This is a genomic window from Stenotrophomonas sp. 96582_Sma (genome assembly GCF_056480905.1).
Map to the genome: position 1 here is coordinate 2,506,725 of NZ_CM151122.1, position 25,606 is coordinate 2,532,330.

A 25,606-nucleotide genomic window follows, 5' to 3' on the forward strand; every position below is an offset into this window, starting at 1 on the left:
CACAGAACGCAATGTCGACGAAGAAACTGCTCCCTACCTCCACCGCCGGCAGCCTGCCCAAGCCCTCCTGGCTGGCAGAGCCCGAAAAGCTCTGGTCGCCCTGGAAGCTGCAGGATGAAGGCCTGACCGAAGGCAAGCAGGATGCCCTGCGCCTGTCCCTGCAGGAACAGCAGCACGCCGGCATCGATATCGTCAGCGACGGTGAGCAGACCCGGCAGCACTTCGTCACCACCTTCATCGAGCACCTCAGCGGCGTCGATTTCGAGAAGCGCGAAACCGTGCGCATCCGCAACCGCTACGACGCCAGCGTGCCGACCGTGGTCGGCGCCGTGAGCCGGCCCAAGCCGGTGTTCGTGGAGGATGCGAAGTTCCTGCGCCGGCAGACCACGCAACCGATCAAGTGGGCCCTGCCCGGCCCGATGACCATGATCGACACCCTGTACGACGCGCACTACAAGAGCCGAGAGAAGCTGGCCTGGGAATTCGCGAAGATCCTCAACGAGGAAGCGAGGGAGCTGGAAGCCGCTGGCGTCGACATCATCCAGTTCGACGAGCCCGCCTTCAACGTGTTCTTCGACGAAGTGAACGACTGGGGCGTGGCCGCACTGGAGCGTGCGATCGAAGGACTGAAGTGCGAGACCGCCGTGCACATCTGCTACGGCTACGGCATCAAGGCCAACACCGACTGGAAGCAGACGCTGGGCTCGGAGTGGCGCCAGTATGAAGAGTCGTTCCCGAAGCTGCAGACCTCCAACCTCGACATCATCTCGCTGGAATGCCACAACTCGCACGTGCCGATCGACCTGATCGAGCTGGTGCGCGGCAAGAAGGTGATGGTCGGCGCCATCGATGTGGCTTCCAGCACGGTGGAGACGGCTGAAGACGTGGCCAGCACCCTGCGCAAGGCGCTGCAGTTCGTGGATGCCGACAAGCTCTACCCGAGCACCAACTGCGGCATGGCGCCACTGGCCCGTGAAGTGGCACGGGGCAAGCTGCGTGCGCTCAGCGAAGGGGCAAGGATCGTGCGCGAGGAACTTTCGGCGTAGCCTTGGCCGGGAACGCACTCCCTTCCGGCCGCCGGGTTGACGGAGCCTGGCCTGGTATCGACCAGGCTCCACCCCGCCCCGGCACCTCGGGCCTGGCCAGCATCGCCGGGGGCCGCGGCGCCAGCGCCGCCTTGATCCGTCCCATCTCCCCCGCCCCGGCCTCGGCCAGGCGGCGGGCCTGCTGCCGCTGCTCCCGCGTAGGCGCCGGAGGTGATAGAGCACCGGTATCTACCAGCCGCGCCACCGCATCGCGCAACCGCAACTGCGGGCAAAGCCGGGCGGCACACCATCGCTCGGCGTAGCGCTTGGCCTGGCGAGCATTCACGGCGGCCACGACCTTGGGCTGGGGTGATTTCCGCGCGGCGAGGAACAGGCGGACGCCGAGCACGGCATGCGGCACGACGCTGGCCACACAGCGGCCGTTCCACCACAGGTCCCAGCGGTCACCGCTCTGCACCCAGCCGGAGGGCCGGGTAGCGGTCATGAAATCGGGAGGGCTGGAGGGTGAATGCATGGCCCGAAGAATACGGTCGGCCGTCGCATGGAATGAGATTGCGGATTTGCGCTGGCGACCTCTCAACGCTTCTGCCGTAGCGAAGCCCTCTCACCACTCTGGGCCGAGCAGCTTCTCCACCTCGGTTTCGAGCTTCTTTGCGGCTTCGGCCTGCGAGGCTACCTTGATGCACAGCCCGGACTGCGCGGGACCCGGAGTCAACTGGTAGCGGTTGATGGTGCCGCCGCCGTCGCCATCCAGCTCCACCCGGGCCACCAGGGTTCGGCCGTTGGCATTGAAGATCCAGTCCCGGTATTCGGACATCGTTGATTCCATGCGTGAGACTTTGAGTGGCCTTCACTCTAAGCGGAGCGACGGTGAAGAGCGCCCGAAGAAAACGTTCGCGGAGCGTGGGTGCCGGGGGCACGCGGCAAGCAGACAAGCATGGGCTGGGCTCCACAGCTCGGGCGCGGCTCACGGAGTATGATGCCGCCTTCCCCGAACTGCCGTGATTGCAGCGGGCGCGTTCCTGCGAGGTACGCGTCGGCGCCGCTGAGACACCCCGCCCGATGCTCGCTTCCTACTCCTCTTTCCTCATCTGGGCGGCCTTGGCCATTGCCACCGTAGGCCTGCTGTTACGGCCATTCCGCATTCCGGAGTACGTGTGGGCACTGGGGGCTGCTCTTCTGCTTCCACTGCTGGGAGCGATGTCGGTCGGCACGACCTTGCACGCGGTGGCCGAGGGCCGCGATGTCTATCTGTTCCTGGTCGGCATGATGGTGCTGGCCGAACTGGCCCGGCGCGAAGGCCTGTTCGACTGGCTGGCGTTGTACGCGGTCCGTCATGCGGGAGGCTCGGGACGACGCCTGTTCGACCTGGTGTTCCTGGTCGGCACGCTGGTGACCGTGTTTCTTTCCAACGATGCCACGGCGGTGGTGCTGACCCCGGCGGTCTACGCAGCCTGCAAGGCGGCCCGTGCCAACCCCCTGCCCTATCTGTTCGTCTGTGCGTTCATCGCCAATGCGGCCAGCTTCGTGCTGCCCATTTCCAACCCGGCCAATCTGGTGGTGTACGGCCAGCACATGCCGCCCTTGATGCAGTGGCTGGCACAGTTCGCGCTGCCGTCGCTGGCCGCGATCGGCGCCACCTATCTGGTGCTGCGCTGGGTGCATCGGCGCGAGATCGCGCAGCCGCTGGTGGCGGCGCCGGCGCATCGCCCGCTGACCGAAGGCGGCCGGCTGAGCGCGCTGGGCGTGTTGTTCACCGGCACCGTGCTGCTGGTGACCTCCGCACTGAACGGCCCGCTCGGCCTGGCCACGTTCTGCGCAGGCACGCTGAGTGTGGCACTGGTGGCGATGCGCCAACGACGCAGCCCGTTGCCGCTGCTGCGCCATGTGTCATGGGGCGTACTGCCGCTGGTGGCCGGCCTGTTCGTGCTGGTGGAAGCGGTAGCACAGACCGGTGTCATCCAGGCGGCGGCCAGCGCGCTGCAGGCCGTGGCGCAGGCATCACCGCACCAGGCCAGCTGGCTGGCCGGTGGCGCGGCGGCGTTGCTGAGCAACGTGGCCAACAATCTGCCGGTCGGCCTCGCCGCAGGCTCGCTGGGCCAGATGGCCGACCTGCCGGCACAGACCCGCGCCGCATTGCTGGTCGGCGTGGACCTGGGCCCCAACCTGTCGGTGACCGGCTCATTGGCCACGATGCTGTGGCTGGTGGCGCTGCGCCGCGAGGGCGAGCATGTCAGCGCGCTCGACTTCCTGCGCGTCGGCGCGCTGGTGATGCCGCCTGCGCTGATCGGGGCGCTGTTGCTGCTTTAGTCGGGCGCTGCCGGGCGCCCCCCGGACTATGGGGTCTTGCCTGCAGCAATCTTCCCGACCAGGGCATCGATCGCCGCTTCCATGGCATGCGCGGTCTGGTCGCCACTCTGGTTGGTGATCACGAAGATGCCCAGATCGTGCTCGGGCATGATGTAGATGTAGCACTGTGAGCGCGGTACGCCACCGTGGTGGGCATAGAAGACGCCCTTCTGGCGATCGCCGGCGACGATGTTCCAGAAGTAGCCGATGCTGAACTCGTCGTCGAATCTGGCCAGGGCGCGATGCGATTCCTTTACCACCGGCCCATTGGCCAGTTGGAACTGAAGGTACTTCACCATGTCCGGGACGGTTGCTTTGACGTTGCCGGAAGCGCCCCATGGCAACTGTGGCATCGGCGTGGTCGGTACGGGGTTGTCGCTGTGATAGCCGGCCGCCAACCGCGGCGCTTCGGCATCATCCAGCCTGATCCGGAGGCCGGTCATCGCCGCGGAGTCGCTGAAGAAGCCACGCAGCAGTGATGCGTAGTCGGTCTTGTAGGCCACCTCCAGAACATGCGCCGCCAGCTCGGTCCCTGCGCTGGAGTAGGCGTATTCCTTGCCTGGCATCCGCGGGATCTGCACGGCGTGCAGGTCCCGGAGGAAATCCGTCTTGCCGTAGTGCGCGTAGAGCGCATTGAGTTCGCCCGGCGTGCGGTGATCGGTAAAGTCCTCCAGTACCGTGTTCGCGCGCTCCGGCAGCATGTTCGGCAGGCCACTGGTGTGCGACAGCAGGTGGCGGACGCGGATGGGTTGGCCCTGGTACTGCAGGTTGGGATAGTCGCCCTGCAGGTACGTGCGAACGTCATCCTCCAGGCCCACCCTGTCTTCCAGCACCGCATTGGCCATCAAGGTGCCGGCCAGCGTCTTGCTCAGTGAGCCGATCTCATAGAGCGTGGCATCGGTCGGCGCGCCGGCTGTACCGGCCACCATATCGCCGCGATGGCGGATGAAGGTCCTGCCCCGGTACACCACGCCGATGGAGGCCGAGTGCAGCAAGGGCTGCTCGATCAGGGTCTGCGCAACCTCGTCGATCTCTGCCCCCGGTTCCTTCGATGGCGCCTTCCCGCCCGTGCATCCGGCACCAAGGAGTACGACGGACACGACGAAGGCATGAAACCAACGTCTGTTTCGAACGGTCATCGAAGTGGCTTCCATGCGTTGGCGCTTGAAGGGCGATCAGGAAAGAGCGCACACGATAGTCGATTGTCGAGACGAACACGCTGGCTGCGGAGCGCCTCCTGGCCCTAAGCATCGCCCCCGAGATCAATCACCCGGTCAGTCGGGCTCACGATGCCGCGCCGATGGGTGATGGCCACCACGGTTACATCGTTCGCCAGTGCGCGGATATGGTCCATGATCTCGCGTTCAGTGGCCTCATCCAGCGCGGAGCTTGCCTCGTCCAGAAACAGGATCGCCGGCTCGCCATACAGTGCACGGGCAATCGCGATGCGTTGGCGTTCCCCGCCGGACAACTTCAGGCCCCGCTCGCCCACCGTGGTTTCCAGCCCCTCGGGCAGCGCCTCGATCAACGGCAGGATCGCAGCCTTGCGTGCGGCATGCCGCAGCCGATCATCATCACGCGCGCGCCCGAGCAGGATGTTGTCGGCCAGGCTTTCGTTGAGCAGGATGACATCCTGCGGAACCACCGCGACAGCGGCATGCCAGGCCGCACGGTCGATCCGGGACAGGTCAAGGCCATCGACCAGGATCCGGCCACGCTGGGGATCGATCGATTTCAGGGCGAGCTTGAACAGCGTCGACTTCCCTGCCCCGGTCGGCCCGATCAGGAAATTGATGCCGCCACGTTCGGCCTCGAAGGACACATCGCTTACCCCGCGACCGTTGCCATAGCGGTGGCTGACCTGCTGGAACTCCAGGCCACCGCTTTCCCCGGCGAAGCGCTGGGCATCGGCCACCTGCTGCTCCTCGGGCGCCGCCCACAAGGTGGAAAGCGGAGCCAGCATGCTCCACGAGCGCGCGACGTCATCGATCGAACGGGCGATCATCTCGAACGGCATGTTGAGCTGGAGCAGCAGCAGATTGAACAGGACGATGTCGCCGACGCTCAGACCGCCGCTCTGGTAGCGCGGCAGCAACAGATGGAAGGTAACGATGAACTCGACCGCCAGGCCGATGCCCAGCAGCGCAATGAAGCCGATCCGCTGCAGTACGTAGGCGCGCCAGCTGTCGCGCACCTCCTGGGCCTTCTGCTCGAAGCGCTGCACCATCCAGGCGCTGCCGCCGAACTGGCGCAGCGTCTCCATGGCATTCATGGCATTGCCGACGAAGCGCGCGTTCTGCTGGCCGGCCTCGACCGCAGCTTCGCGATGGATGCGTGCGCGCCGGGTAGCGATGGCGGAAAGCGTGACGGCTACCGTGCCGTAGGCCAGCACGATGGCCACCACCTGCAGGTTGATCAACGCACCCAGCGTTATCAGCGTCAGCAGGATCTGCAGGGCACTGGGAATGAAGGCCACCAGCCCCAGCTGCACCACGATCTTCAGCGCGCCACGGCCTTTCTCCCCTGCAACCTGCAGCTCGGCGGCGTTGTACTCCAGGAAGAAGCTGTTGGTCTTCTTCAGCAGACGGGCGAAGTAGCGGGTACTGGTGATGAAGCCAAGATTCTCGCCGCTGAGGAACGACAGGTACTGCACGGTGTTCTGCAGGGCGCTGCCAGCGCCAAGCATGACCGCATACAGCAGGAAGCCGCCCGCGAGAGCGCCGACCCCGTCGATGGGCAGACGGTCGATCAGACGTGAGAAAAGATAGGGCGCCGCAACATTGGCCAGGCTGGATAGCACGACACTGCCGGCGATGAGCAGCAGCAGCCTGCGGTCAGCCTTCCAGTACGTGCCCAGGATTTCAGCGACGGGCGGCGGAACAGCAGTCTTCTTCATCGGCCTGGTTCCGGCGTGGACTCAACCCTATAATGATATGCTATAACATATCCATTCAGGAGCGACGTAGCCACGTCGCAGGCCACTTTCGGATGGGATCGATGGACCGGGGAATGACGAACGTATCCGCTGCCATGCCACGCGCGCTCATGGCCCTCAGCATTGCCGCTGCACTGTTGGCCAGCGTGCCTGCGATCGCCCAGAACCCCGGCGATGCCCGGCGTTCGCGGGCCGCAGGCGCAGCACCCGAGGCGCCGACCGCCACCCTGGACAAGGTGCTGGTGGTCGGCAGCAACATCCGCGATGCCACTGGCGGAGGCGCCTCGCCGGTGATCGTGATCGACAAGGAGGCCATCGACCGCACCGGCGTGGCCACCGTGCAGCAGCTGTTCGAGAAACTGCCGCAGAACTTCGGCGGTGGCGCCAATGGTGCCAACGTCGCCAACCTTGGCGTCGACCGCGATACCGGCAACAACTTCGGCCAGGGCACCGCCATCAACCTGCGCGGTCTGGGAACCGGCACCACGTTGACCCTGATCAACGGCCACCGCGTGACCTCGTCGAACCGCTACCAGTACGTGGATGTCTCGCTGATACCGCTGAGTGCGGTGGAACGCGTGGAGATCCTCACCGATGGTGCCTCGGCCATCTATGGCACCGATGCGGTCGGCGGTGTAGTCAACATCATCCTGCGCCGCGACTTCACCGGGTATGAGACCGCTGTGCGTTACGGCGCCGTGACCACCGGCGGCATGGAGGAATACCAGGCCTCGCAGTCGGCAGGCTGGTCGTGGGATGGTGGCCATGTGCTGGCCAACTACGAGTTCCTGAAGCAGAGCAACCTGCCGGCGGTGGACAAGGATTTCTCGAAGAACGTGCGGGTCAAGCCGTACGACCTCTACCCCGGTTCGAAGCGCCACAGCCTGTACGTAGACGGCGTGCAGCAGCTCAGCGATGTGCTGACCCTGAACGTGACCGGCTCGTTCGCCAAGCGCGAGATGGACACCACCATTTCCGGCACGGCCGACGAAACCCGGTTGTTCCCGCATACGCGCCAGTTCGACCTGTTCGCCGGCCTGACACTGGACCTTCCGCGTCAGTGGCTGGCGCGCCTGGATTCGGGGTTCGGCAGGAGCGATGTGTCCTATCAGCGCACCACCATCACCGGCAGTTCGGCCAGTACGGCGCCACCGACCGATACGAACTCCGAATCGCGTTACCTGGACCTGGTCGCCGACGGTGAGCTGTTCAGCCTGCCCGCCGGTGGGGTTCGCGCGGCATTCGGCGCGGGCTATCGCCGCGATGGCTATGAACTGATCGATCACCGCGGCCTGGAAAAGCCGCTCGACCTGCAGCGTACCGTGAGGTCCGCTTTTGCCGAGCTCAACGTTCCGCTGCTGAAGGATCTGCCGGGCGTGCGCAGCCTGTCCCTGACCGCCGCAGCGCGCTATGACGACTACAGCGATTTCGGTTCCACGCTGAACCCCAAGTTTGGCCTGCTGTGGGAGGCGACCCAAGGGCTTTCGTTCCGTACCAGCTACGGCCGCTCCTACCGGGCACCGGTGTACCAGGACATGCAGTTGAACAACACCGTGGTGGTGGCGAACGTGCCCAACCCGAGTGCAGCCAATGGCAACACCATCCTGATGATGCTCTCCAATGGCAATCCCGATCTGGGCCCCGAACGGGCCAAGACCTGGACCGGCGGTTTCTCGTTCGCGCCGCCGTCGCTGCCGGGGCTCAAGATCGATGCGAACTACTACCACATCGAATACGCCGACCGTATCGGCAGCGGCTTCGGCGGCAGCTTCCCGTCGCTGTTCCTGCAGTCCACCGCACCTTACGCAGACATCCTGACCACCAATCCCACGCAGCAGCAGATCCAGCAGGCACGCCAGCTGGGCGTATCGGGGCTGGGCCTGTTCGTCTCGCGCGTGGGGCCGTATGCGTTGCCGCCAGGCATGGACGAAACCAACAGCCAGGTGATCCTCGACAACCGCTTCCGCAACAACGCCTTCACCCGGCAGCGTGGTGTCGACTTCAGCGGATCCTATGGCTTCGATGCCGGCCAGACCCACATCGGGCTGAACCTGGCCGGGCAGTACATCATCGAGTCGAAGCGGCGCGTGACCAGTACGTCGCCCGAGGTGGATGCGGTGAATTCGGTTTACTACCCGGTGGACCTCAAGATGCGCGGTGGCATCGCGCTGAGCCGGCAGCAGGCCGCGGCGGGGATCTTCGTGAACTACGTGGACAGTTATCGCGACCCCGCCAATGTCGCCCGGCCCCACATCAGCTCCTGGACGACCGTAGATCTGAACCTCGCCTACCACTTCGGTGCATCGGCGGACCCGCAGCGTGGCACCTCGCTTGCGTTCAACGTGCAGAACCTGTTCGACCGGGATCCGCCGTTCATCGTCAACAGCATCAACACCGGCTATGACCCCACCAATGCAACAGCGCTGGGTCGCTTCCTGTCCATGACGCTGACGCACCGCTGGTAAGCCGCCATGCGCGCCGAAGCCCCTGCCCTGTCCCGGTCCGTCATGGCCATCCAGCAGGCGTTTGCTGTTGCGGCAACCCAGCTCACGCTGATGTGGCGCGAGCGGCGCGTGCTGTGGCTCGCCCTTGCCCTGTTGCTGATTGCGGGAGCATCGGTGCTCAGTGGTGCTGCACGCCTGACCCTGCATGCGCAGGAGCGCCAGGCAATGAGCGAGGAAGAGGCGCGGCTCTGGGACAGCCAGGGCACAATCGACCCGCATAGCGCCGCACATGTGGGGCGTGCCATTGCTGCCCCTGTGCGGCCACTGGCTGCACTGGACCCGGGGCTGACGGACTACCTGGGAACCTCGGTGTTCATCGAAGGCCACGCGCAGAACCCGGCCCGGCACCGTGCCGTGGATGGTGGCACCGCACTCAGCCGCTTCGAGGGTTTCTCTGCGGCGTGGGCGCTGCAGGTGGTGGCGCCGCTGCTGATCATCCTCGCCGGGTTCGCCACACTGTCCGGCGATGTGGCCTGCGAGACGCTGCGCCAGGAACTCGGTACCGGCGCCTCGGCCGGCGTGCTGATCTGTGGACGCTTGATTGCCCTGGCGGCCGCCTCGCTGCTGCTGGTGCTGGCCATGCTGCTGATCAGTCTTCCGGGGCTGTCCATCCAGTACGGCGACGCCACGGATCTTGCCGCCCTGCTCGCACTGGCGGCCGCCTACCTGCTCTATCTGCTGGTGTTCTGTGCACTTACCGTGGGGGTGTCGGCACTTGCCGGCTCGGCACGGACGTCACTGGTCGTGCTGCTCGGCTTCTGGGTGGTGTCCACACTGCTGCTGCCGAGGGTGGCGCCTGCGGTTGCCGAATCCCTGTACCCGACCCCTTCGGCACCGGCGTTCAGGACCGGCGTGACCGAAGAAGCGGAGAACGGCGCGGATGGCCATGACCCGGCCGACAAACGCCTTGATGCCCTGCGCACGGCGTTGATGGCGCGCTACCGGGTCGACAGCGTTGACGACCTGCCGCTGAACTTCCGCGGTGTGGCGCTGGAGTTTGCCGAGGCCAACTCGACGCGCGTCTACAACCGCCATTTCGATCGCCTGCATGCCACCTACCAGCAGCAGGACGCCACCCAGCGCCTGTTTGGCCTTGCCTCGCCGACGCTGGCGCTGCAGTCCTGGTCGCGCGCCTTCGCCGGCACGGATTTCCCGGCGCATCTGGCGTTCCTGCGCGGCGTGGAGGACTACCGTTATCGGTTGATCCAGGCACTCAACCAGGAAGTGAAACTGCACAAGGTACCACAAGGCGGGAAGCATGTGGCCGACATCGCCGGCATCACCCGTTCAGTGCACTACCGGCCGCCGCAACAGACCCTGGCCGGTACCGCTACCGCGCAGCGCGGAAATCTCGTCATTCTGCTGGCCTGGCTGATGCTGGGTTGCGTGGTGGTGCTCATCTCCGCTCGGAAGCTGGGGGAGATCGCCATGAACGTTGTGTCGATTGCCCGCTATGAGATCCGCCGATTGCTGCGCGATCGAGCGCTGCCGGTGCTGCTTGTCCTGCTGCTCGGGCTGGGTGCCTACGCCGCGTGGAACGGCCGCGCATGGGTGGACCAGCGGGAGGCGGCCATCGCCCTGATCAAGCAGGAAGAACAACAGACGAAGGAACGCAGCCGGGCATTCGTCGGCAAGGCGCCCTCGGTGCTGCCCCGCACTCAGCCGGTGCTTGCGCCTGCCGCCATGGCACCGCTGTCGATCGGCCAGGCAGACGCCTACCCCTACACCGCCGATGTGGTCGCGCTGGGCGATCCGACCCAGCTGCTCAAGCACGTCTGGGCCGACATCGGCAATCCAGCGGCACGGGCTGCGGGACGGTTCGACCTCGCCTTCGTCATCGTCTTCCTGCTGCCGTTGGTCATTCTCGTGGCCACCCACGATCTGTGGTCCCGTGAGCGCGAGCGCGGCATCGCGGCGCTGGTGCTGTCACAGCCGGTGTCGGCAACGCGCCTGCTGATGGTCAAGGTGCTGGCCCGTGGCCTGATGGTGCTGCTGCCCGCACTGGCCATCCTCCTGGCGGTGACGATCGGGGCCGGCGCGCGCAGTCCTGCGGGCCTGGCCATGCTGGCCCTGACCGTCCTCCTGTACGGCGCGTTCTGGCTGGCCCTTGCACTGCTGATCGGCTGCCTTGCCCGGCGCACCACCGAGGCGGCCATCGCCGCCGGCGCGCTGTGGCTGCTGATCGTGGTCATGGCGCCGTCGCTGGCGCTGGCCACGGTGAATCTGATCGCGCCGCCGCCGTCACAGATGCAGTTCGCCACCGAAGTAAAGGCGATGCAGTCCGATATCGCCACGCGCCAGCGGCGCGAGCATGCGAGGTCGGCGCCAGTGAATTCGCCGTCCCCCGTCATCTCCGACACTGTGCGCCAGGCCTACGCCGATCGGGTTGCAGCTGACCGGGAACTGGAACGCCTGATCGCCTCGCATGCGCAGGCCGAGGCCGCATATCGCCAGGTTCTGGACAAGGTGCGGCTGCTGCTGCCGGCCGTCGCGACACAGGACGCGCTCGACCGCATCGCAGGCTCGGATGCCGACCGCGCGCTCGACTTCCAGGGACAGGTCCACTCCTTCTGGCAGGCGCGGCGGCTGTTGCACAAGGCCTATCTGGATCGTGACGCGCCGCAGACCTTCGAAGAGTACGACACCCTGCCCCGCTTCCAGTTCCACGAAACAGCCGGCGTCGCCCAACGTGGTGTCCTGGCCGATCTCGCCGCACTGATCATTGCCACCCTGCTTGTCCTGCTTGCAGCCGGTGCATTGCGCAGCCGGCTGGCAACGCCCTGAGGAGACGTCCACATGCTGTCTGCAAAAAGCCTGGTCATGGAACACGGTGCACATCGGGCGCTGGATGACGTCAGCTTCGAGGTGAAGCCCGGCGAGATCTTCTGCCTGCTGGGCGCCAACGGCGCCGGCAAGTCGACCACCATCAAGCTGTTCCTTGGCTTTCTGAAACCCACCTCCGGTGCGGCCGAAGTGGACGGTCTCAGTGCGCACCAGCAGCCGCAGGAGGTACGCCGGCGGCTGCTGTACATCCCCGAGACCGTGGCGCTGTACGACGAGCTGACCGGCTACGAGAATCTGGACTACTTCGCGCGCCTGGCCGGTGTCGAGGAACGCTCGCCAGCGCGGTTGAAGGACGCACTCAGGTCCGCCGGCCTGGCGACCGACGCATTCGGGCGACGCGTGGGCCTCTATTCCAAGGGCATGCGGCAGAAGGTCGGCATCGCACTGGCCATCGTCAAGGAAGCCAGGGCCCTGTTGCTGGATGAACCCACCTCGGGCCTGGACCCTACGGCGTCAGCCGAGTTCCACGAGCTGATCGTGCGGGAACGCGATCGCGGCACAGCGATCCTGATGGCCACCCACGATCTGTTCCGTGCCCGTGAGGTGGCGACCACGATCGGCCTGATGCGGGCCGGCCGCCTGCGCAGGACGCTTGATGCCAGCACGATCACCGCGAACGATCTTGAGAGCCTGTACCTGGAAGAAATGAGCCGCAGCGCCTAGGCCACGGCGGCCGCCTGCGCGCCACGCTGGCCGGACCAGCGCCGCAGCCACGCTTCGATGTTGATCTGCGGGCCGAAGATGCCGAGCACCTGCGATGAGTGGTCCGGGCCGACCTGCTGGATGCCGGCATCGGCCAGCGCGCTGTCGAGATAGCCGCGCTTGGCCAGCATGCCGTCAACCAGCAGATTCCTGATGAACTGCTTGTGCCCCTGGGTGACCGCCACGGAGTGATCATCCAGATAGGATTTCACCTTCCGCGACAGCAGCGCATCCGGTAATAGTCCCTTCATTGCACGCCGCGCGATGGTGCGGTCTTCCGCGTCCGCGATGAGCAGGTGCAGCGGAATGCGCGCGAACAGTTCAACAAGCGGCTGCGCACTGATCGGCGATACACCATGCCAGTGGCCGGCGCCTTCGAACGGATCAAGGACGCTGGTCGGGAACACCATCCGGCCGATATGGGCCAGCTTGTAGGGTGATACGCGATGGCCCTGCGCCTGCGCATGCCGCAACCAGGCCGGCTGCAGGCCATCCTGTTCGGCGCGGTCCACCCGCACCCATGGGCACGGTTTGCCCCAACGGCCATTGATGCTGCCTGGCCGCTTGAGCAGACCATGGACCATCGCATCCTTCAGCACGCCGTACAGAGAATCGCCAGACTGCGCGGTTTCGAACGCCACGCGGAAGAAATCCCGGTCGATGCCGCGCCGCCAGGCGTAGTCGATCGCAGCGGCATTGCCCTTGAAACGCAGGAACACCGCATCACCGCCAACACCGGTGAACTGCACGGTGTCACCGTCGAAGGCCACGTCACGGCGGTGGAGAAGATAGCCGGAACAATGCGCCGGCCGGGCTGTACGCGGGAAGGTCATGATCTCTTCCAGCGCGCAGTGAGGTTGCCTGCGGTACTCGATGTATTCGCAACGCCTGCCCGAGGAATCACTGGCCCCTTGCACTGCCATCCGCGCGAACAGCCGTTCGTCGGCGCCAATGCCCTCATCGTAGTGATGGACACACGTCACCTCCGGTGCCGACGGCGCCTGCAACAGGCCGGCCAGGATGATCGAGGAATCCAGACCGCCCGACAGCTGCAGCTGGATGCGCCGGTGCGGGCTGGCCAGTGCACCGATGCAGCCCAGCAGCGTGGAACGCGCCAGCGACACGGCTTGCTGAAGATCTTCGATCGGCGCGTCGCGGGCCAGCCGCACCACATTCCACTGGCACTGCCGGCCCACCGGTTCGCCGTTCCGGATCGAAACCGCCTCACCGGCTTCGACGGCAGTGACTTCCTCAAAGCCGGTCTGCAGGCCATCACGAAACGGATACAGCAGCGAATAGGACAGGAATGACCAGTCGACGTTGAACTCGCGCAGGCCCAGCAGCAGGCAGTCTTCCATGTTGGAGAAGACCACCGTCAACTGGCCCACGGTGGTCATGTAGCACGGGATCTCCGCGGTGGGATCGCGCAGCACGAACCAACTCGCTGTCTCTGGCTGGTAGCCAAACGCCACGTATCGCCCCCAGTACTGCTGGACGATGCTCCGGCCAAGGCTGCTGCAGGCGGTGTCGGCCGAGCCCGCATCGAGGCGCACGCGGCCGGGCACGGTGCCTTCGCTGAAATCCTTGTGGAACAACGCACCGAGTACCACCAGCGCATCCGATCGACTGGATTCGAAATAGCCGGGGTTGTCACTCTGCGCATAGATCGCAGCACCGTTGTCGTTCAACACGCAACCAATGCCAGGCAGCGCGGCCTCGATGCGTTGCACGGCCTGTTGCGCCTGGGCTGTTGCGGCGTCAGAGAGGGTGTTCCAGAGCACGGCGATGTATCGGTACATGCGTCAGGTTTGGTTACAGCACCAGAATGGGAACCATCCGGCGCAGGTTGAAGGGAATGTCGGTCAGCACGTGATCGCCGTGCTGCAACCAGCAGTGCGCGGCGAACGGCTGGGTTCTGACCGCGAACACCCAGCGCGGCACGATGCCGTACTTCGACAGGAACTCGCGCATCGCCAGGCAGTAGAGAAAGCACTCATCAGTTTTCCTGAAGGCCAGGGGTCGTAGCCAGTCGAACACCCGGACCCGCGACGCCAGTTCTTCAATGCTCACATGCGTGCCGTGGTGGTGATCCGCTCGACGGCGCTCGGCAGACACCGTGGCACTGAAAGGAAGGAATGTTCTGCTGCAGGCGGCATGGGCACACGAGACAATGAAACGACGCAGGTCCCGAGCCATGATCGGTGGACGGCCGCGAGGTGCGCCCTCGCGCACCCAGTACCGTGGCAGCGTAATGGCAGGGCTGGCGGCGGATTTGCCCAGCAGCGGGTCCGCGGTGATCAGGCGGCGGTCGATCAAGGCCTGCAGAAGCCTTGGCGTGCTTGCGTCATCGGACTGCAGGGGCCAATCGAGAACGAGCTTGCCAAGGCCCGCGGCGCCGCGCCTTTCAAGGGAAAGATACTTACCCGTGGCCTGGTCCAGAATCACCATCGCATCGCCGGTGACACAGACGTGGGCGTGCTTTGACAGGAAGTACGGGGCGGCTGCCTGCTCCATCATGCGCTCCTGCGCCGGAACCGGAGAAGCGGTGCATGCAGGGCATGCACCGCAGATGCGACGTTGTGCGGAAGATCAGGGCGACGTGGTCGGGAACACGCCATCCCACAACGTGCCGTGGTTGTGCGCCTTCGTTTCCGAAACCACCGAGCCCAGCTCGATCAGTTCGCCTCCCACACCCTGATCCTCAGGGTTCTGCTGTCCTGCCACTACACCCAGCTCAATCAGCTCGTTCATGAACATCTCCTCTAGTCAGTGGATGTATCCATGCGTTGCGTTGGATCGCGTTGCATTGGATACGGAGCAGCCAAGCCACCATCGCCGCCACAGTGCGGGGCGATTGCCGCCAAGGCATCGAAATGTTACGATATAACATATTATTTTGGCGTGACGAACGACGCCAACGGCCCGCTGTCGATGCGACACATGAGAGGCAAGAGGGATGAACACCGAAATCAGTGCTGACGGGCTGGATCCCACGCTTCTGCTGAAGGGGATGTTTCCCCTGCCGAAGCTCATCCGCTTCGTACGGGAGCGTTGCCCCCCGGGACGCTTCGACGAGGCTGCGCTGGTGGAGGAATGGCGGACGGCACGTGCCGAGGTGCTGAGGCTGCAGCAGAAGGAAGCCGGTGAGGCCGACGCCATCAATGTCCATGCGTTGGCGGATGAGATGCTGCCGCTGGCTGAGCAGACGCTGCGACAACCCTCGATGCACCGGATGACGAGTGTTCTGCCACGCAGTTGGCAGATGGTCGAGATCGATCGACTGGTGATCTTCCAGGAGTGCATCAACCTGCGTCACATCGATCAGTTGGCGGCATCCCTGACCGCCTCGCCCACCGCGCAGGAGGTCATGCAGCTTGTCGCGCGCAGCGGCAGCCATGCACATCCGGAAGTGCGCTTCACCCAGTCCGATGGCAGCTACACCTTCGCGTCCACCTCGAACGACCTGCGCTTCCTCGATGTGGCGACCCTCGATCCGGCTGCCATCGCCGACTACGAGCCGTTCGGCGCAGCCAGCCACGCCGTCGTCATCTATCTGGGTTTCAGTGACAACCTGATCAGCGCCACCCGGTTCGGCAGGCGCATGGTGCTGACCAATGGCTCCCATCGCCTGTACCTGCTGCGCCGGCTCGGGTTCAGCCATGCGCCCTGCCTCGTCACCGATGCCTCCGACAGCGACCTCAGCGAGGTTCTGCTGCCGGCGGCGGTCAAGCAGGATCGCGGATTCTACCTGTCTTCCCCGCGTCCGCCGCTGTTCAAGGACTATGTCGATCCTCGCCTGACCTGCGTCGTGCCGGTCACCCGCAAGCACTACGCTCTGAGGGCCAAGCTCGACCTGCAGAGGATCACGGTTCCGGCGCTGTAATCCTGGGCCGAACCCTCCCCTCCCTGGGGCCACGTCGACAGAGATGGCCGGATTGGTGAATCACCTGGCGGAACTGTCGAATGACGCCTGTCGGGTTGACCCATACGCTTCCCATCCTCAACAAGAGAGGATGTCAGCGTGATTGAACAGCCACGGACCACCGAACCCGCAGGAAAGGACACGCCGATCGTCCATGTCCTGATGGGACTGATCTGTGTCTGGCACCGGCGCCAACCGGGGTCGGCACACGATGACCAGTGAGCGCCACCGTGCTGTGCGGCGTCCCTCTCGGACCTAGGCGCCGCCGTGGAGATTTCGATTGCGGGGCTGAGCGAGGTTGGGCCCGACTATCCGGACCGTGTCGATCTTCCGGTGATGGTGCTTGGGCTGGACCCCATTCCAGATGCCTGGCAGATGCCCTTCCATGCGCACCGGAAGGCACAGCTGCTGGTTGCCACGCGCGGCTTGATCATGCTGGAGACTGCAGCCGGCCTGTGGGTGGTTCCCCCACAGGGTGCGATCTGGATTCCCGGTGGCCTGTCCCATCGGGCCAGCAGCAGTGGGCGGCCGCACGGGTTCGTGGTGTTCGTGGAACCCGGTGTCGTGCCGGGGCTGCCGACGCACTGCGCTGCAATGGCGATCACCCCGTTCATGCAGGCCTTGCTGGAGCGGGCGTCCGCCCTTCCCGGGCACTACGAGCCCGGCAGCGCGCAGGACCGCCTGATGGCCGTGTTCCTGGATGAGCTGATCGCCGCGCCACCGGAGTGGCTCCATCTGCCCATGCCATCCGATGCAAGGTTGCGCCGGCTTGCCAACGCAATGCTGGACACGCCAGCCGAACGGGCAACGCTTGAAGTCTGGGCGAGCCGGATTGGAATGAGCGAGCGCAACATGTCGCGCCTGTTCTCTGGAGAAACCGGTTTAAGCGTAAGGCGCTGGCGCAGGCAGCTGCATGTTGTGGTCGCGCTGCCGCTGCTGGCCAAAGGCAGGACAGTACAGGCCGTTGCGGACCACCTGGGCTATGACAGTGCCGGAGCGTTCGTGACCATGTTCCGCAAGACCGTGGGTGCGCCGCCCAAGCGTTTCCTGGCGGAGCGAGGCACTCGGCAGCGGGCATCGGACGCCGACGATCAGCGGCCGCAGGAGCCACGTTGACGGATGCGGGAGCGCGTGGCTCCCGCACCGGCAAGGATTGTCCTTCCCCTCAGCGCTGGTAGTCCTTCAGGAACAACCAGGTGATCAGCGTGGCATCCGGCCCCTTCGGGTCGGTGAACGGCAGGCCGGACTGGCTGCCGCTCCACGCATGGCCCATGCCCTGCACCACATAGTGCTGCACCAGCGTCCTGCCACCGTAGGCGTAGGTATCCACCGTATACGCACGTCCACCCGGCACCTGGCCGTGATAGGTGCTGGTCGGCACGTACTTCACCGAGTCGTTGTCCAGACCGTCGTCGGCCAGATCATTGGTCTGCAGGAACTGGCGCACGGCCTGCTGGCCGTTCACCGGATTGACGGTGAGATCGGCGCTGCCATGGAACACCAGCACCGGCAGCGGTCGCGGCGACGGCGATCCCGAGCACTGCCAGGCCAGACGGCCATTGCTGTCCGGCGAATAGATGCTGCCGGCCAGCAACGCATAGGCGCTACCGGAAATCGTGGTCGCACCCTTGAACATGCCACCGGAATGGATGGCGCCGGCAGCGAACACATCCGAATAGCAGGCCAGCATGATCGAGGTCATCGCGCCGCCCGCGGAAATGCCGGTGACATACACCCGGTGCGGATCCACGCTGTAGCCCGCTTTCACCTTGTCCACGATGCCGGCCAGGATCGAGGCTTCGCCGCTGTCGCGGGCCTGGTTGATCGGCAGCTGCCAGTTCCAGCAGCGGGCCGGATTGGAGGTGACGTTCTGCCGGGGGTAGACCACGATGAACCCCTCCGTGTCGGCCACATCATTGAAGCCTGACGCCTCGCCCATCAGGTTCGGCCCGGTCACACAGCCATGCAGCACCAGCAGCAGCGGCAGCGGCTGGCTGTCGTCATAGCCGGCCGGCACCCATACCTGGTACTCGCGGGCGCCGAACAGATTGCCGTAAAGGCCGATATCCCAATGACCGGCCGGGCCAGCGGCAACCGCGCTGCCCGCCATCGCCAGCCAGCTGCACAACACCAGCAGTACCGCCTTGATCGAATCGATTCCGGATTTCATGACCAGATCCTCGTGCGTGAGTCGTGGATGAAGGAGTACCGGGGACCGCTTCCGGCTGGGGGCGCGCCCAGTATCCGCATCCACGGGCCGCTGCCGACTGGACCTAGGTCCACTCGCTGCTGGCCGATGACACCGCTAGCCTTGGCTGCAGGGGTGGCAATGGGCCATCCGCACGCTCATGCCTGGGGGAGGACCGAATGAAACGGAATTGTTTGAGTCTCATGATCGGCGCGCTGCTGGCCACGGGGCCGGTACTGGCACAGGAATCACCGACGGCAGGCAGATCCGCTTCGCCGACCAACCTGGACAGCATCAAGGTCACCGCGCGCAAGCGTGAGGAAACCCTGCAGGAGGTGCCGGTTGCCGTCACCGCATTTACCTCCGAGGCGCTGGACAAGATGAATGTCCAGGACATCAGCGACCTCGATGCGCAGGTGCCCAACCTGACCATCTACGCGGCGCGCGGCGCCAGCAGCACGGTCACTGCCTACATCCGTGGCATCGGCCAGTCCGACCCCACCTGGGGCGCGGACCCGGGCGTCGGCATCTACCTGGATGACGTCTACATCGCACGTCCGCAGGGTGCGCTGCTGGATGTGTTCGATGTCTCGCGCATCGAGGTACTGCGCGGCCCGCAGGGCACGCTCTACGGCAAGAACACCATCGGCGGCGCGATCAAGTACATCTCGCGCGGCCTGCCCACCCAGACCGAGGGCTTCGCCCAGATCACCGTGGGCAACTACAGCCAGCTGGATGCGAAGGCGGCCATCGGCGGCCCGATTGGCGGCGCCGACAGTGGCCTGCGCGCCCGCGTGGCGGTGGCCAGCATGAACCACGACGGGTTTGGCGAGAACACCTTCAACGGCCAGCCGGTCAGCGACAAGCAGATCAATGCCGCCCGACTGAACGTCGGCGCGTACGCGGGCGATGACTTCGACGTGCAGTTCGCACTGGACTGGATCGATGACCAGTCCGGCATGCGCGGTTCGAAGATGCTGGCGCCCAATCCGTTCCTGCGCGCATACCCGCCGATGGACAGCCGCTATGACATCCGCTCGGGCATGCGCAACCTCAACAACGTGGAGAGCAAGGGTGCCTCGGCTACGGTGAACTGGCGGCCGAACGAGGACATTGCGCTGAAGTACGTGGTCGCCAAGCGTGAATCGGACAGCGAGGCCAACATCGACTTCGATACCGCGCCGGTCAAGCTGGCCGACGTGGGTGGCACCTATCACGACGACCAGGTCAGCAACGAAGTGCAATTGAACTACGATGCCGGCGGCCGGGTGCGCGGTGTGGTCGGCCTGTACCAGTTCAGTGGCGAGGCGGGCGGCCAGATCCAGAACAACTACTTCAGTGCGCAGTTCGCCGACAACCAGGGCAAGGTGTTGACCGACAGCATCGCGCTGTACGCGGACTGGACCTTCGACCTGACCAGCAAACTCAAGCTGGATGTAGGCGCCCGTTACACCGACGAGGACAAGCGCGCGATCGTGCTGAACCGCCTGTACGCCGACCCGGGTTTCAGCCGGCCGGTGGCGGTGACCGCGGACTTCGACAAGAAGACCAACTTCAAGAACGTCTCGCCCAAGGTCTCGCTGGACTACCAGATCACTCCGGACATCATGGTCTACGGCCTGGCCACGCGTGGCTTCAAGTCCGGTGGCTACAACATCCGCGCCAACGCTGTGGCCGTGCCACGCTCGGCCGAGCCGTTCGACGACGAGACCGTGGACAGCTACGAGGTCGGCAGCAAGATGGCCTTCCTCGACCAGCGCCTGTTCCTCAATCTGTCGGCCTTCTACAACAAGTACAAGGACATCCAGTTGTCGGTGTTCACCGGCCTGGATACCAATGGCGATGGCGTCGATGACTCCTTCTTCGGTGATTTCACCAATGCCGGCGCAGGTACGGTCAAAGGCCTGGAAGTCGAGTACCAGTACCTGCCCAGCCAGCACTGGCTGATTTCCGGCAACCTGGCGTGGCTGGATACCAAGTACGACGAGTACATGGATCGTGGCGTCAACGTGGCCAGGCAGATGAAGTTCACCAACGCGCCGGAGTTCTCGGGCGCGTTCAACGTGGAGTACCGCACCGAGCTGGCCAATGGCAGCAACCTGTCGGCACGGGTGAGCTACAGCTACCAGAGCGAGGTGTGGCCGACCACCGACCTGAGCCCGGTGATCCGCCAGCAGGGCTACGGGCTGGTCAATGCCGGCGTCATCTGGCGCCTGGATGATGCGTGGACCTTCTCGCTGCAGGGCACCAACCTGGCCGACAAGGAATACCGCACCACCGGCTACAACATCCCGGCGGTCGGCACGCTGATTGGCTTCTATGGTCCGCCACGCCAATATAGCCTCAGCGTCCGTTACGATTTCTAGCGCATCCGTTACGATCTCCAGGAAGCTTCTGCATGACGCAGTCTTACGACGACCTTTACTGGAACAGCAATGATGGGTTGCGCCTGCACGCGCGCGACCATGCACCCGATGCGGGGCGGGCAGCGCGTGGCACGGTGGTCTGCATTCCCGGGCTGACCCGCAATGGCGCCGATTTCGATGCGCTTGCCGATGTGCTCACCGCCGAGGGCTGGCGCGTGATCGCGGTCGACCTGCGCGGTCGCGCAGGCTCGGAACGCGCATATGACCCGTCCAGCTACAACCCGCGTGCCTATGCGGATGACATGGTTGCGCTGCTGCGCTCGCAGAACATCGCCAAGGCGGTATTCGTCGGCACCTCGCTGGGCGTGCTGGTGACCATCACCCTCGCCTCGCGCGCGCCCGAGCGGATCGCGGGCGCAGTGCTCAACGATGCCGGCCCCAAGGTGCCGCGTGAGGCGCTGGCACGGATCGGCAAGTACGCCGGCAAGCCGGTGCCGCCGATGGACCTGGTGCAGGCCACCGCTTACGTGGAATCCATCGGCAAGGCCGCGTTCCCTCGCTTCAGTACCGACGACTGGCGGCAGATGGCGGTGCGCACCTTCCGCCCGCGCAGCGATGGACTGCTGGAGCTGGATTACGATCCGGCCGTGATCCGAACGACACGTCCGTGGCTGCTGTGGTTGCTGCGGCCGGTGCTGTGGCGTGCGGTTCGTGGGCTGACCGCACGGGTGCCGGTACTGGTGGTGCGCGGTGCGCTGTCCGACATCCTGCCGGCCGATGTCGCGCGGCAGATGGCGGCCACCTCGGAAAGTGCCCGCCTGGTGGAAGTGCCGGATGTGGGACACGCTCCGATGCTGTCCGAGCCAGAGGCACGTGACGCGATCCTGGCCTTGCTGGAGCGTGTGGCGTGAGTGCGGAGAGCAATCTGCCTCCCGCGCTGCAGGCGTTGCAGCAGTGGGCGGCCAGCGAGCGGGTGAGTGGCGTGACCCACGTGGACCAGGCGCGCATCGATGCCTTTGCCGACGCCACCGGCGACCACAACTGGATCCACGTCGATCCAGGCCGCGCGCAGACGCAGCTGCCGGGCGGGCAGACCATCGCGCACGGTTTCCTGCTGCTCTCGCTCACCGTGCAGGACGATGTGGTCGCCCTCACCGGCTTCCCCGGCATCGCCCATGTGCTCAACTACGGCCTCAACAAGGTCCGCTTCCTGGCGCCGGTACCCAGCGGGTCCGGGGTGCGGGTGCGCTCGCAGCTGGTGTCACTGGACGCGCGCCAGCCGGGCCAGTGGCTGCTGACCCAGCGCAAGGCCGTCGAGCGGGTTGCCGATGGCGAGCTGGCACTGGTCGCTGAGCAGCTGTCACTGATCGTGGTCGTCCCCTAGCACCACCCTGCCCGGTTCTCTCCCTACACTGGAGCGATGTTGACGCCCTCCATCGTCCTCTTCGCCTGCATTGCATGGACCGCACTGCTGTTTGGCGTGGCGCTGTGGGGTGAGCGCCGGGGGCACCGGCTTTCGAAGGCATGGCCGCTCATCTACGCGCTGTCGCTGGCCGTGCACTGCACCGCGTGGACCTACTACGGCGCGGCCTCGCAGGGACTGCAATGGGGCTTCCCCATTCCACCCACCCTGGCCGGCATGGCGTTGATCTTTGCCTTCGGCCTGCCGTTCCTGCTCCGCCTGGGGCGGCTGGCCAAGCAGCACAACAGTGCCACCATCGCTGATCTGGTCGTCGCACGACTGCGTGCCGATCGCGGCCTCGGCTTCACCATCACCCTGGTGGCACTGTTCGGCATCATTCCCTACATCGCCCTGCAGCTGAAAGCCGTCAGTCAGGGCCTGGGCGCGCTGCTGGGCGATCGTTTCGCGCCTGCTGCCGCGCAGCTGGACATGTCGTTCTGGTTCGCCCTGACGATGGCGGCGTTCACCCTGCTGTTCGGTGCACGCAAGGCATCGGCCACCGAGCCCAATCGTGGCATCGTGGTCGCACTGGGGCTGGAGTCGGTATTGAAGCTGGTGGCGCTGCTCGCCATTGGCCTCTATGCGGCGCTGTCGGTGCGCCAGGCGGGCACGCCGCTGCTGGAAAAGATGGCGCAGCTGCCGCCACCGGCCATCATGCCGGACTATCTGACCATGGTCGCGCTGGGGGCGATCTCCGCGTTTACCCTGCCGCACCAGTTCCATGTCGGCGTGGTCGAACTGCGCCAGACCTCGGACCTGAGGACGGCACGCTGGTTGTTCCCGGTCTACCTGCTGCTGATCGGGTTGCCGTCGGTGCCGATGGCGCTGGCCGGTGCCGCGCAGCTGCCCGCATCGGTGTCGCCTGACCTGTACGTGCTGGCGCTGCCGCAGGCCGGTGGCCACCACCTGCTGGCGCTGCTGGCCTATCTGGGCAGCCTGAGCGCCGCCACCGGCATGATGATCCTGTCCGGGCTGACCCTGTCGATCATGCTCGGCAACCATGGCTTCGGCTCACGGTTGCTGGACGGTATTGCCGGCGGTGCCGCGGCGGCCGACCTGCGTCCACGCGTGCTGGCCTTCCGCCGTGCCGGCATCCTCGCCGTGTTCCTGATGTCGTGGCTGTACAGCCGGGCGATGAGCGACACCGAGGCACTCAGCGATTTCGGCCTGATGTCCTTCACCGCCCTCTCGCAGCTGGCGCCGGCGGTCCTGCTGGCGGTGTATCGCCCGCGCACGCCCTCTCCGGCCATCATCGCCGGCATCGTGCTGGGGTCGTTGGCCTGGCTGTGGCTGGTGCTGCTGCCGATGGTGATCCCTGCCTCGCCCCCCGCCTCGGGGCCCGATGACCTGCACTGGCTGTCCGTGGTCTCGCTGCGCCTGCAGTCGGGCCATATCGCCATCAGCATGGGCGCCAGTCTGGCGGTCAACCTGCTGACGGTTGCGCTGGTGTCGCGCGCGGTGCGTCCCTCGTTGCCGCGACGACGGGATGCGGTGGCAGCAGCCTCGCTGCGCAGGACGGCCGGACGCTTCCTCGGCCAGGAGCGGGCCCGGCAACTGATGGATGGGCATGCCGGGCAGCTGCTGGACGACGACCGGGTCATCACCATCGAACGCGAACTGAGCGCCGTGGTCGGCGCGGGCATGGCGCGCCTGCTGGTGGAGGCCGCTCGCGATGGCGGTGCCGCGCCCTTGGATGCGGTGACCCGTGCTGTGGGCGAAGCCACCCAGGCGCTGCGCTTCAACCAGCGCCTGCTGGAAGCGGCGTTGGAAAACATGAGCCAGGGCATCAGCGTGGTCGACGCGCAGCTGCAGCTGGTGGCCTGGAACAGCCGCTACGCCGCGTTGTTCAAGTTTCCGCCCGAGTTGCTGCAGGTCGGGCAGCCGGTGGTCAATCTGACAGCGTGGGCGCTGGCCGAGCTGAAGATCGGTGACGGCCCCGGTGACACTCGCGACAAGGCTTTGCAGCGTCGCGTCGCACACATGCGGCGTGGCACGCCGCATCTGTCCGAACGGATCTTCCCCGACAACACCATCGTCGAGATCCGTGGCAATCCGATGCCCGGCGGTGGCTACGTGGCCACCTTCACCGACGTCACCGCCTTCCGCCGCGCCGAGGAAGCGCTCAAGCGCAGCAATGAAACCCTGGAGCGCCGCGTACAGGACCGCACCGCACGGCTGGAACAGGCAGTGCACGAAGCCGAGCGCGCGAACGTTGCCAAGACACGCTTCCTGACGGCGGTCGGCCACGACCTGATCCAGCCACTGCATGCGGCGCAGCTGCTGACCGATGCGATGTCGCAGCACATCGAATCGGAGTTCCTCGACAGTTTCCTGCGCCAGATCCGTGGTGCGCTGGACTCCACCGACGACCTGCTGTCCGGGCTGCTGGATATCTCCCGGCTTGAGGCGGGTGGACTGGTCGCCGATCCGCGCCCCTTCGCGCTGTCGACCGTCCTGGATCCGCTCGCGCAGGAGTTCGCGGTACTGGCGGCGGCGCGCGGCCTGCAGTTCCGTTACGTGCGGACCCAGGCATGGGTGCACAGTGACCCGCTGCTGCTGCGCCGTGTGCTGCAGAACTTCCTGGCCAATGCCATTCGTTACACCCGCCATGGCGGTGTGTTGCTCGGTGTGCGCCGCCAGGGACAGGCACTGCTGATCGGTGTGCATGACACCGGCCCCGGCATTGCTCCGGAGCAGCAGGCGGTGGTGTTCGAGGAGTTCCACCGGGTCGATCGCAGCAACGGCCAGGGACTGGGCCTGGGCTTGACCATCGCGCACCGCATCGCCGACCTGCTGCACGCACCCCTGCACCTGCGCAGCGTGCCCGAGCACGGCTCGGCCTTCTCGATCAGCGTGCAACGCGCAGCACCCCCTGCGACCCCGCGCAGCTCACCGCCAGCGGCGGGCAGCAGCGCGCTCAAGGGAGTCCGCGTGCTGGTGGTCGACAACGACCCGGACGCACTGGAGGCGATGCGGCAGCTGCTGCTTTCCTGGGGTTGCGATGTCGTCGCGGCAGGCCAAGCCGATGACATCGGACCGTCAGCGCACGAGGCGGCGCTGTGGCTGTTCGACTATCACCTGGATGATGGCGATACCGGTGTTGCGCTGTGGAAGCGGCTGGTAGGCATGCATGGGCCGCGTCCGACAGTGATCCTCAGTGCGGATGCCGGCAGCGATACGCGCGAGGCGGTGCGCGGCGTTGGGCTGTCCCTGCTCAACAAGCCGTTCAAACCGTTGGCGCTGCGCTGGGCGATCAACCACCTGCTGGCGGCCAGCACCACGCCCTGA

General features: G+C 65.7%; 19 protein-coding genes. 11 read left to right on the top strand and 8 right to left on the bottom strand.

The window, feature by feature from the left end:
* Positions 1-11 precede the first annotated feature (11 nt).
* A complete protein-coding gene (locus ACZK2R_RS11680) occupies positions 12-1,046 on the top strand; it encodes a methionine synthase (protein WP_180837136.1) in 1,035 nt (344 codons plus the stop codon).
* On the opposite strand, the gene ACZK2R_RS11685 is transcribed toward ACZK2R_RS11680, so the two are convergent.
* The gene (locus ACZK2R_RS11685; RefSeq protein ID WP_258015729.1) at positions 1,003-1,626 is read right to left on the bottom strand and encodes a hypothetical protein; all 624 of its coding nucleotides are present in this window, start codon (positions 1,624-1,626) and stop codon (positions 1,003-1,005) included. The two genes, ACZK2R_RS11680 and ACZK2R_RS11685, sit on opposite strands and share 44 nt — an antisense overlap.
* A 24-nt stretch (positions 1,627-1,650) precedes the next feature.
* Complete coding sequence (locus ACZK2R_RS11690) at positions 1,651-1,863, bottom strand: hypothetical protein (protein ID WP_012511105.1); 213 nt, start codon at positions 1,861-1,863, stop codon at positions 1,651-1,653.
* Positions 1,864-2,108: 245 nt separating this feature from the next.
* Here ACZK2R_RS11690 and ACZK2R_RS11695 point away from each other — a divergent pair, with 245 nt between their 5' ends.
* Positions 2,109-3,356, top strand: coding sequence for an arsenic transporter (locus tag ACZK2R_RS11695; protein WP_180837137.1), 1,248 nt, complete (start codon positions 2,109-2,111; stop codon positions 3,354-3,356).
* A gap of 26 nt (positions 3,357-3,382) precedes the next feature.
* On the opposite strand, the gene ACZK2R_RS11700 is transcribed toward ACZK2R_RS11695, so the two are convergent.
* Complete coding sequence (locus ACZK2R_RS11700; protein ID WP_180837139.1) at positions 3,383-4,549, bottom strand: serine hydrolase domain-containing protein; 1,167 nt, start codon at positions 4,547-4,549, stop codon at positions 3,383-3,385.
* An 89-nt stretch (positions 4,550-4,638) separates the two neighbouring features.
* Entirely contained in the window at positions 4,639-6,291 is a 1,653-nt protein-coding gene (locus tag ACZK2R_RS11705) for an ABC transporter ATP-binding protein (RefSeq protein WP_180837141.1), read from the bottom strand.
* A gap of 113 nt (positions 6,292-6,404) precedes the next feature.
* Between ACZK2R_RS11705 and ACZK2R_RS11710 the strand changes: the two genes are divergently transcribed.
* The 3 genes from ACZK2R_RS11710 to ACZK2R_RS11720 are packed head-to-tail and all read left to right on the top strand — an operon-like array spanning position 6,405 to position 12,341.
* Positions 6,405-8,795 carry a TonB-dependent receptor plug domain-containing protein gene (locus ACZK2R_RS11710; RefSeq protein ID WP_258015731.1) on the top strand — a complete coding sequence of 797 codons (2,391 nt, stop codon included), beginning with the start codon at positions 6,405-6,407 and terminating at the stop codon, positions 8,793-8,795.
* A 6-nt stretch (positions 8,796-8,801) separates the two neighbouring features.
* Positions 8,802-11,618 carry a DUF3526 domain-containing protein gene (locus ACZK2R_RS11715; RefSeq protein ID WP_478488019.1) on the top strand — a complete coding sequence of 939 codons (2,817 nt, stop codon included), beginning with the start codon at positions 8,802-8,804 and terminating at the stop codon, positions 11,616-11,618.
* Between the two features lie 12 nt (positions 11,619-11,630).
* A complete protein-coding gene (locus ACZK2R_RS11720; RefSeq protein WP_100468543.1) occupies positions 11,631-12,341 on the top strand; it encodes an ABC transporter ATP-binding protein in 711 nt (236 codons plus the stop codon).
* Here ACZK2R_RS11720 and ACZK2R_RS11725 read toward each other — a convergent pair.
* The 3 genes from ACZK2R_RS11725 to ACZK2R_RS11735 all read right to left on the bottom strand — a co-directional run bounded on the left by ACZK2R_RS11725 (position 12,338) and on the right by ACZK2R_RS11735 (position 15,131).
* Positions 12,338-14,179 carry an asparagine synthase-related protein gene (locus ACZK2R_RS11725; protein ID WP_180837149.1) on the bottom strand — a complete coding sequence of 614 codons (1,842 nt, stop codon included), beginning with the start codon at positions 14,177-14,179 and terminating at the stop codon, positions 12,338-12,340. The two genes, ACZK2R_RS11720 and ACZK2R_RS11725, sit on opposite strands and share 4 nt — an antisense overlap.
* Before the next feature lie 13 nt (positions 14,180-14,192).
* Complete coding sequence (locus ACZK2R_RS11730) at positions 14,193-14,894, bottom strand: lasso peptide biosynthesis B2 protein (RefSeq protein ID WP_180837151.1); 702 nt, start codon at positions 14,892-14,894, stop codon at positions 14,193-14,195.
* Between the two features lie 75 nt (positions 14,895-14,969).
* Positions 14,970-15,131 carry a hypothetical protein gene (locus ACZK2R_RS11735; protein ID WP_012511114.1) on the bottom strand — a complete coding sequence of 54 codons (162 nt, stop codon included), beginning with the start codon at positions 15,129-15,131 and terminating at the stop codon, positions 14,970-14,972.
* Positions 15,132-15,336: 205 nt separating this feature from the next.
* On the opposite strand from ACZK2R_RS11735, the gene ACZK2R_RS11740 reads away from it, so the two are divergent.
* Positions 15,337-16,263: a hypothetical protein gene (locus ACZK2R_RS11740; RefSeq protein WP_180837153.1), complete on the top strand. Its 927-nt coding sequence runs from the start codon at positions 15,337-15,339 to the stop codon at positions 16,261-16,263.
* 471 nt (positions 16,264-16,734) lie between these two features.
* Entirely contained in the window at positions 16,735-17,418 is a 684-nt protein-coding gene (locus ACZK2R_RS11745) for an AraC family transcriptional regulator (RefSeq protein WP_238378259.1), read from the top strand.
* A 49-nt stretch (positions 17,419-17,467) separates the two neighbouring features.
* Here ACZK2R_RS11745 and ACZK2R_RS11750 read toward each other — a convergent pair whose 3' ends face one another.
* Positions 17,468-18,472, bottom strand: a complete 1,005-nt coding sequence (locus ACZK2R_RS11750) for an extracellular catalytic domain type 1 short-chain-length polyhydroxyalkanoate depolymerase (RefSeq protein WP_012511117.1) — start codon at positions 18,470-18,472, stop codon at positions 17,468-17,470.
* A 221-nt stretch (positions 18,473-18,693) separates the two neighbouring features.
* On the opposite strand from ACZK2R_RS11750, the gene ACZK2R_RS11755 reads away from it, so the two are divergent.
* Genes ACZK2R_RS11755 through ACZK2R_RS11770 form a run of 4 tightly spaced genes read left to right on the top strand, consistent with a single transcriptional unit; the run spans position 18,694 to position 25,606 of the window.
* On the top strand, positions 18,694-20,856 hold the full coding sequence (locus ACZK2R_RS11755) for a TonB-dependent receptor (protein WP_197615227.1): 2,163 nt from the start codon (positions 18,694-18,696) through the stop codon (positions 20,854-20,856).
* 32 nt (positions 20,857-20,888) lie between these two features.
* A complete protein-coding gene (locus ACZK2R_RS11760; protein ID WP_180837154.1) occupies positions 20,889-21,767 on the top strand; it encodes an alpha/beta fold hydrolase in 879 nt (292 codons plus the stop codon).
* Complete coding sequence (locus ACZK2R_RS11765; RefSeq protein ID WP_180837156.1) at positions 21,764-22,240, top strand: MaoC family dehydratase; 477 nt, start codon at positions 21,764-21,766, stop codon at positions 22,238-22,240. Before ACZK2R_RS11760 ends, ACZK2R_RS11765 begins: the two co-directional genes overlap by 4 nt.
* A 36-nt stretch (positions 22,241-22,276) precedes the next feature.
* Entirely contained in the window at positions 22,277-25,606 is a 3,330-nt protein-coding gene (locus ACZK2R_RS11770; RefSeq protein WP_180837158.1) for a hybrid sensor histidine kinase/response regulator, read from the top strand.

Coding starts and splice junctions, on each gene's coding strand:
- ACZK2R_RS11680 (WP_180837136.1), top strand. CDS start 12: ATGTCGACGAAGAAACTGCTCCCTACCTCCACCGCCGGCAGCCTGCCC.
- ACZK2R_RS11690 (WP_012511105.1), bottom strand. CDS start 1,863: ATGTCCGAATACCGGGACTGGATCTTCAATGCCAACGGCCGAACCCTG.
- ACZK2R_RS11695 (WP_180837137.1), top strand. CDS start 2,109: ATGCTCGCTTCCTACTCCTCTTTCCTCATCTGGGCGGCCTTGGCCATT.
- ACZK2R_RS11700 (WP_180837139.1), bottom strand. CDS start 4,549: ATGGAAGCCACTTCGATGACCGTTCGAAACAGACGTTGGTTTCATGCC.
- ACZK2R_RS11705 (WP_180837141.1), bottom strand. CDS start 6,291: ATGAAGAAGACTGCTGTTCCGCCGCCCGTCGCTGAAATCCTGGGCACG.
- ACZK2R_RS11710 (WP_258015731.1), top strand. CDS start 6,405: ATGACGAACGTATCCGCTGCCATGCCACGCGCGCTCATGGCCCTCAGC.
- ACZK2R_RS11715 (WP_478488019.1), top strand. CDS start 8,802: ATGCGCGCCGAAGCCCCTGCCCTGTCCCGGTCCGTCATGGCCATCCAG.
- ACZK2R_RS11720 (WP_100468543.1), top strand. CDS start 11,631: ATGCTGTCTGCAAAAAGCCTGGTCATGGAACACGGTGCACATCGGGCG.
- ACZK2R_RS11725 (WP_180837149.1), bottom strand. CDS start 14,179: ATGTACCGATACATCGCCGTGCTCTGGAACACCCTCTCTGACGCCGCA.
- ACZK2R_RS11730 (WP_180837151.1), bottom strand. CDS start 14,894: ATGGAGCAGGCAGCCGCCCCGTACTTCCTGTCAAAGCACGCCCACGTC.
- ACZK2R_RS11735 (WP_012511114.1), bottom strand. CDS start 15,131: ATGAACGAGCTGATTGAGCTGGGTGTAGTGGCAGGACAGCAGAACCCT.
- ACZK2R_RS11740 (WP_180837153.1), top strand. CDS start 15,337: ATGAACACCGAAATCAGTGCTGACGGGCTGGATCCCACGCTTCTGCTG.
- ACZK2R_RS11745 (WP_238378259.1), top strand. CDS start 16,735: ATGCTGGAGACTGCAGCCGGCCTGTGGGTGGTTCCCCCACAGGGTGCG.
- ACZK2R_RS11750 (WP_012511117.1), bottom strand. CDS start 18,472: ATGAAATCCGGAATCGATTCGATCAAGGCGGTACTGCTGGTGTTGTGC.
- ACZK2R_RS11755 (WP_197615227.1), top strand. CDS start 18,694: ATGATCGGCGCGCTGCTGGCCACGGGGCCGGTACTGGCACAGGAATCA.
- ACZK2R_RS11760 (WP_180837154.1), top strand. CDS start 20,889: ATGACGCAGTCTTACGACGACCTTTACTGGAACAGCAATGATGGGTTG.
- ACZK2R_RS11770 (WP_180837158.1), top strand. CDS start 22,277: ATGTTGACGCCCTCCATCGTCCTCTTCGCCTGCATTGCATGGACCGCA.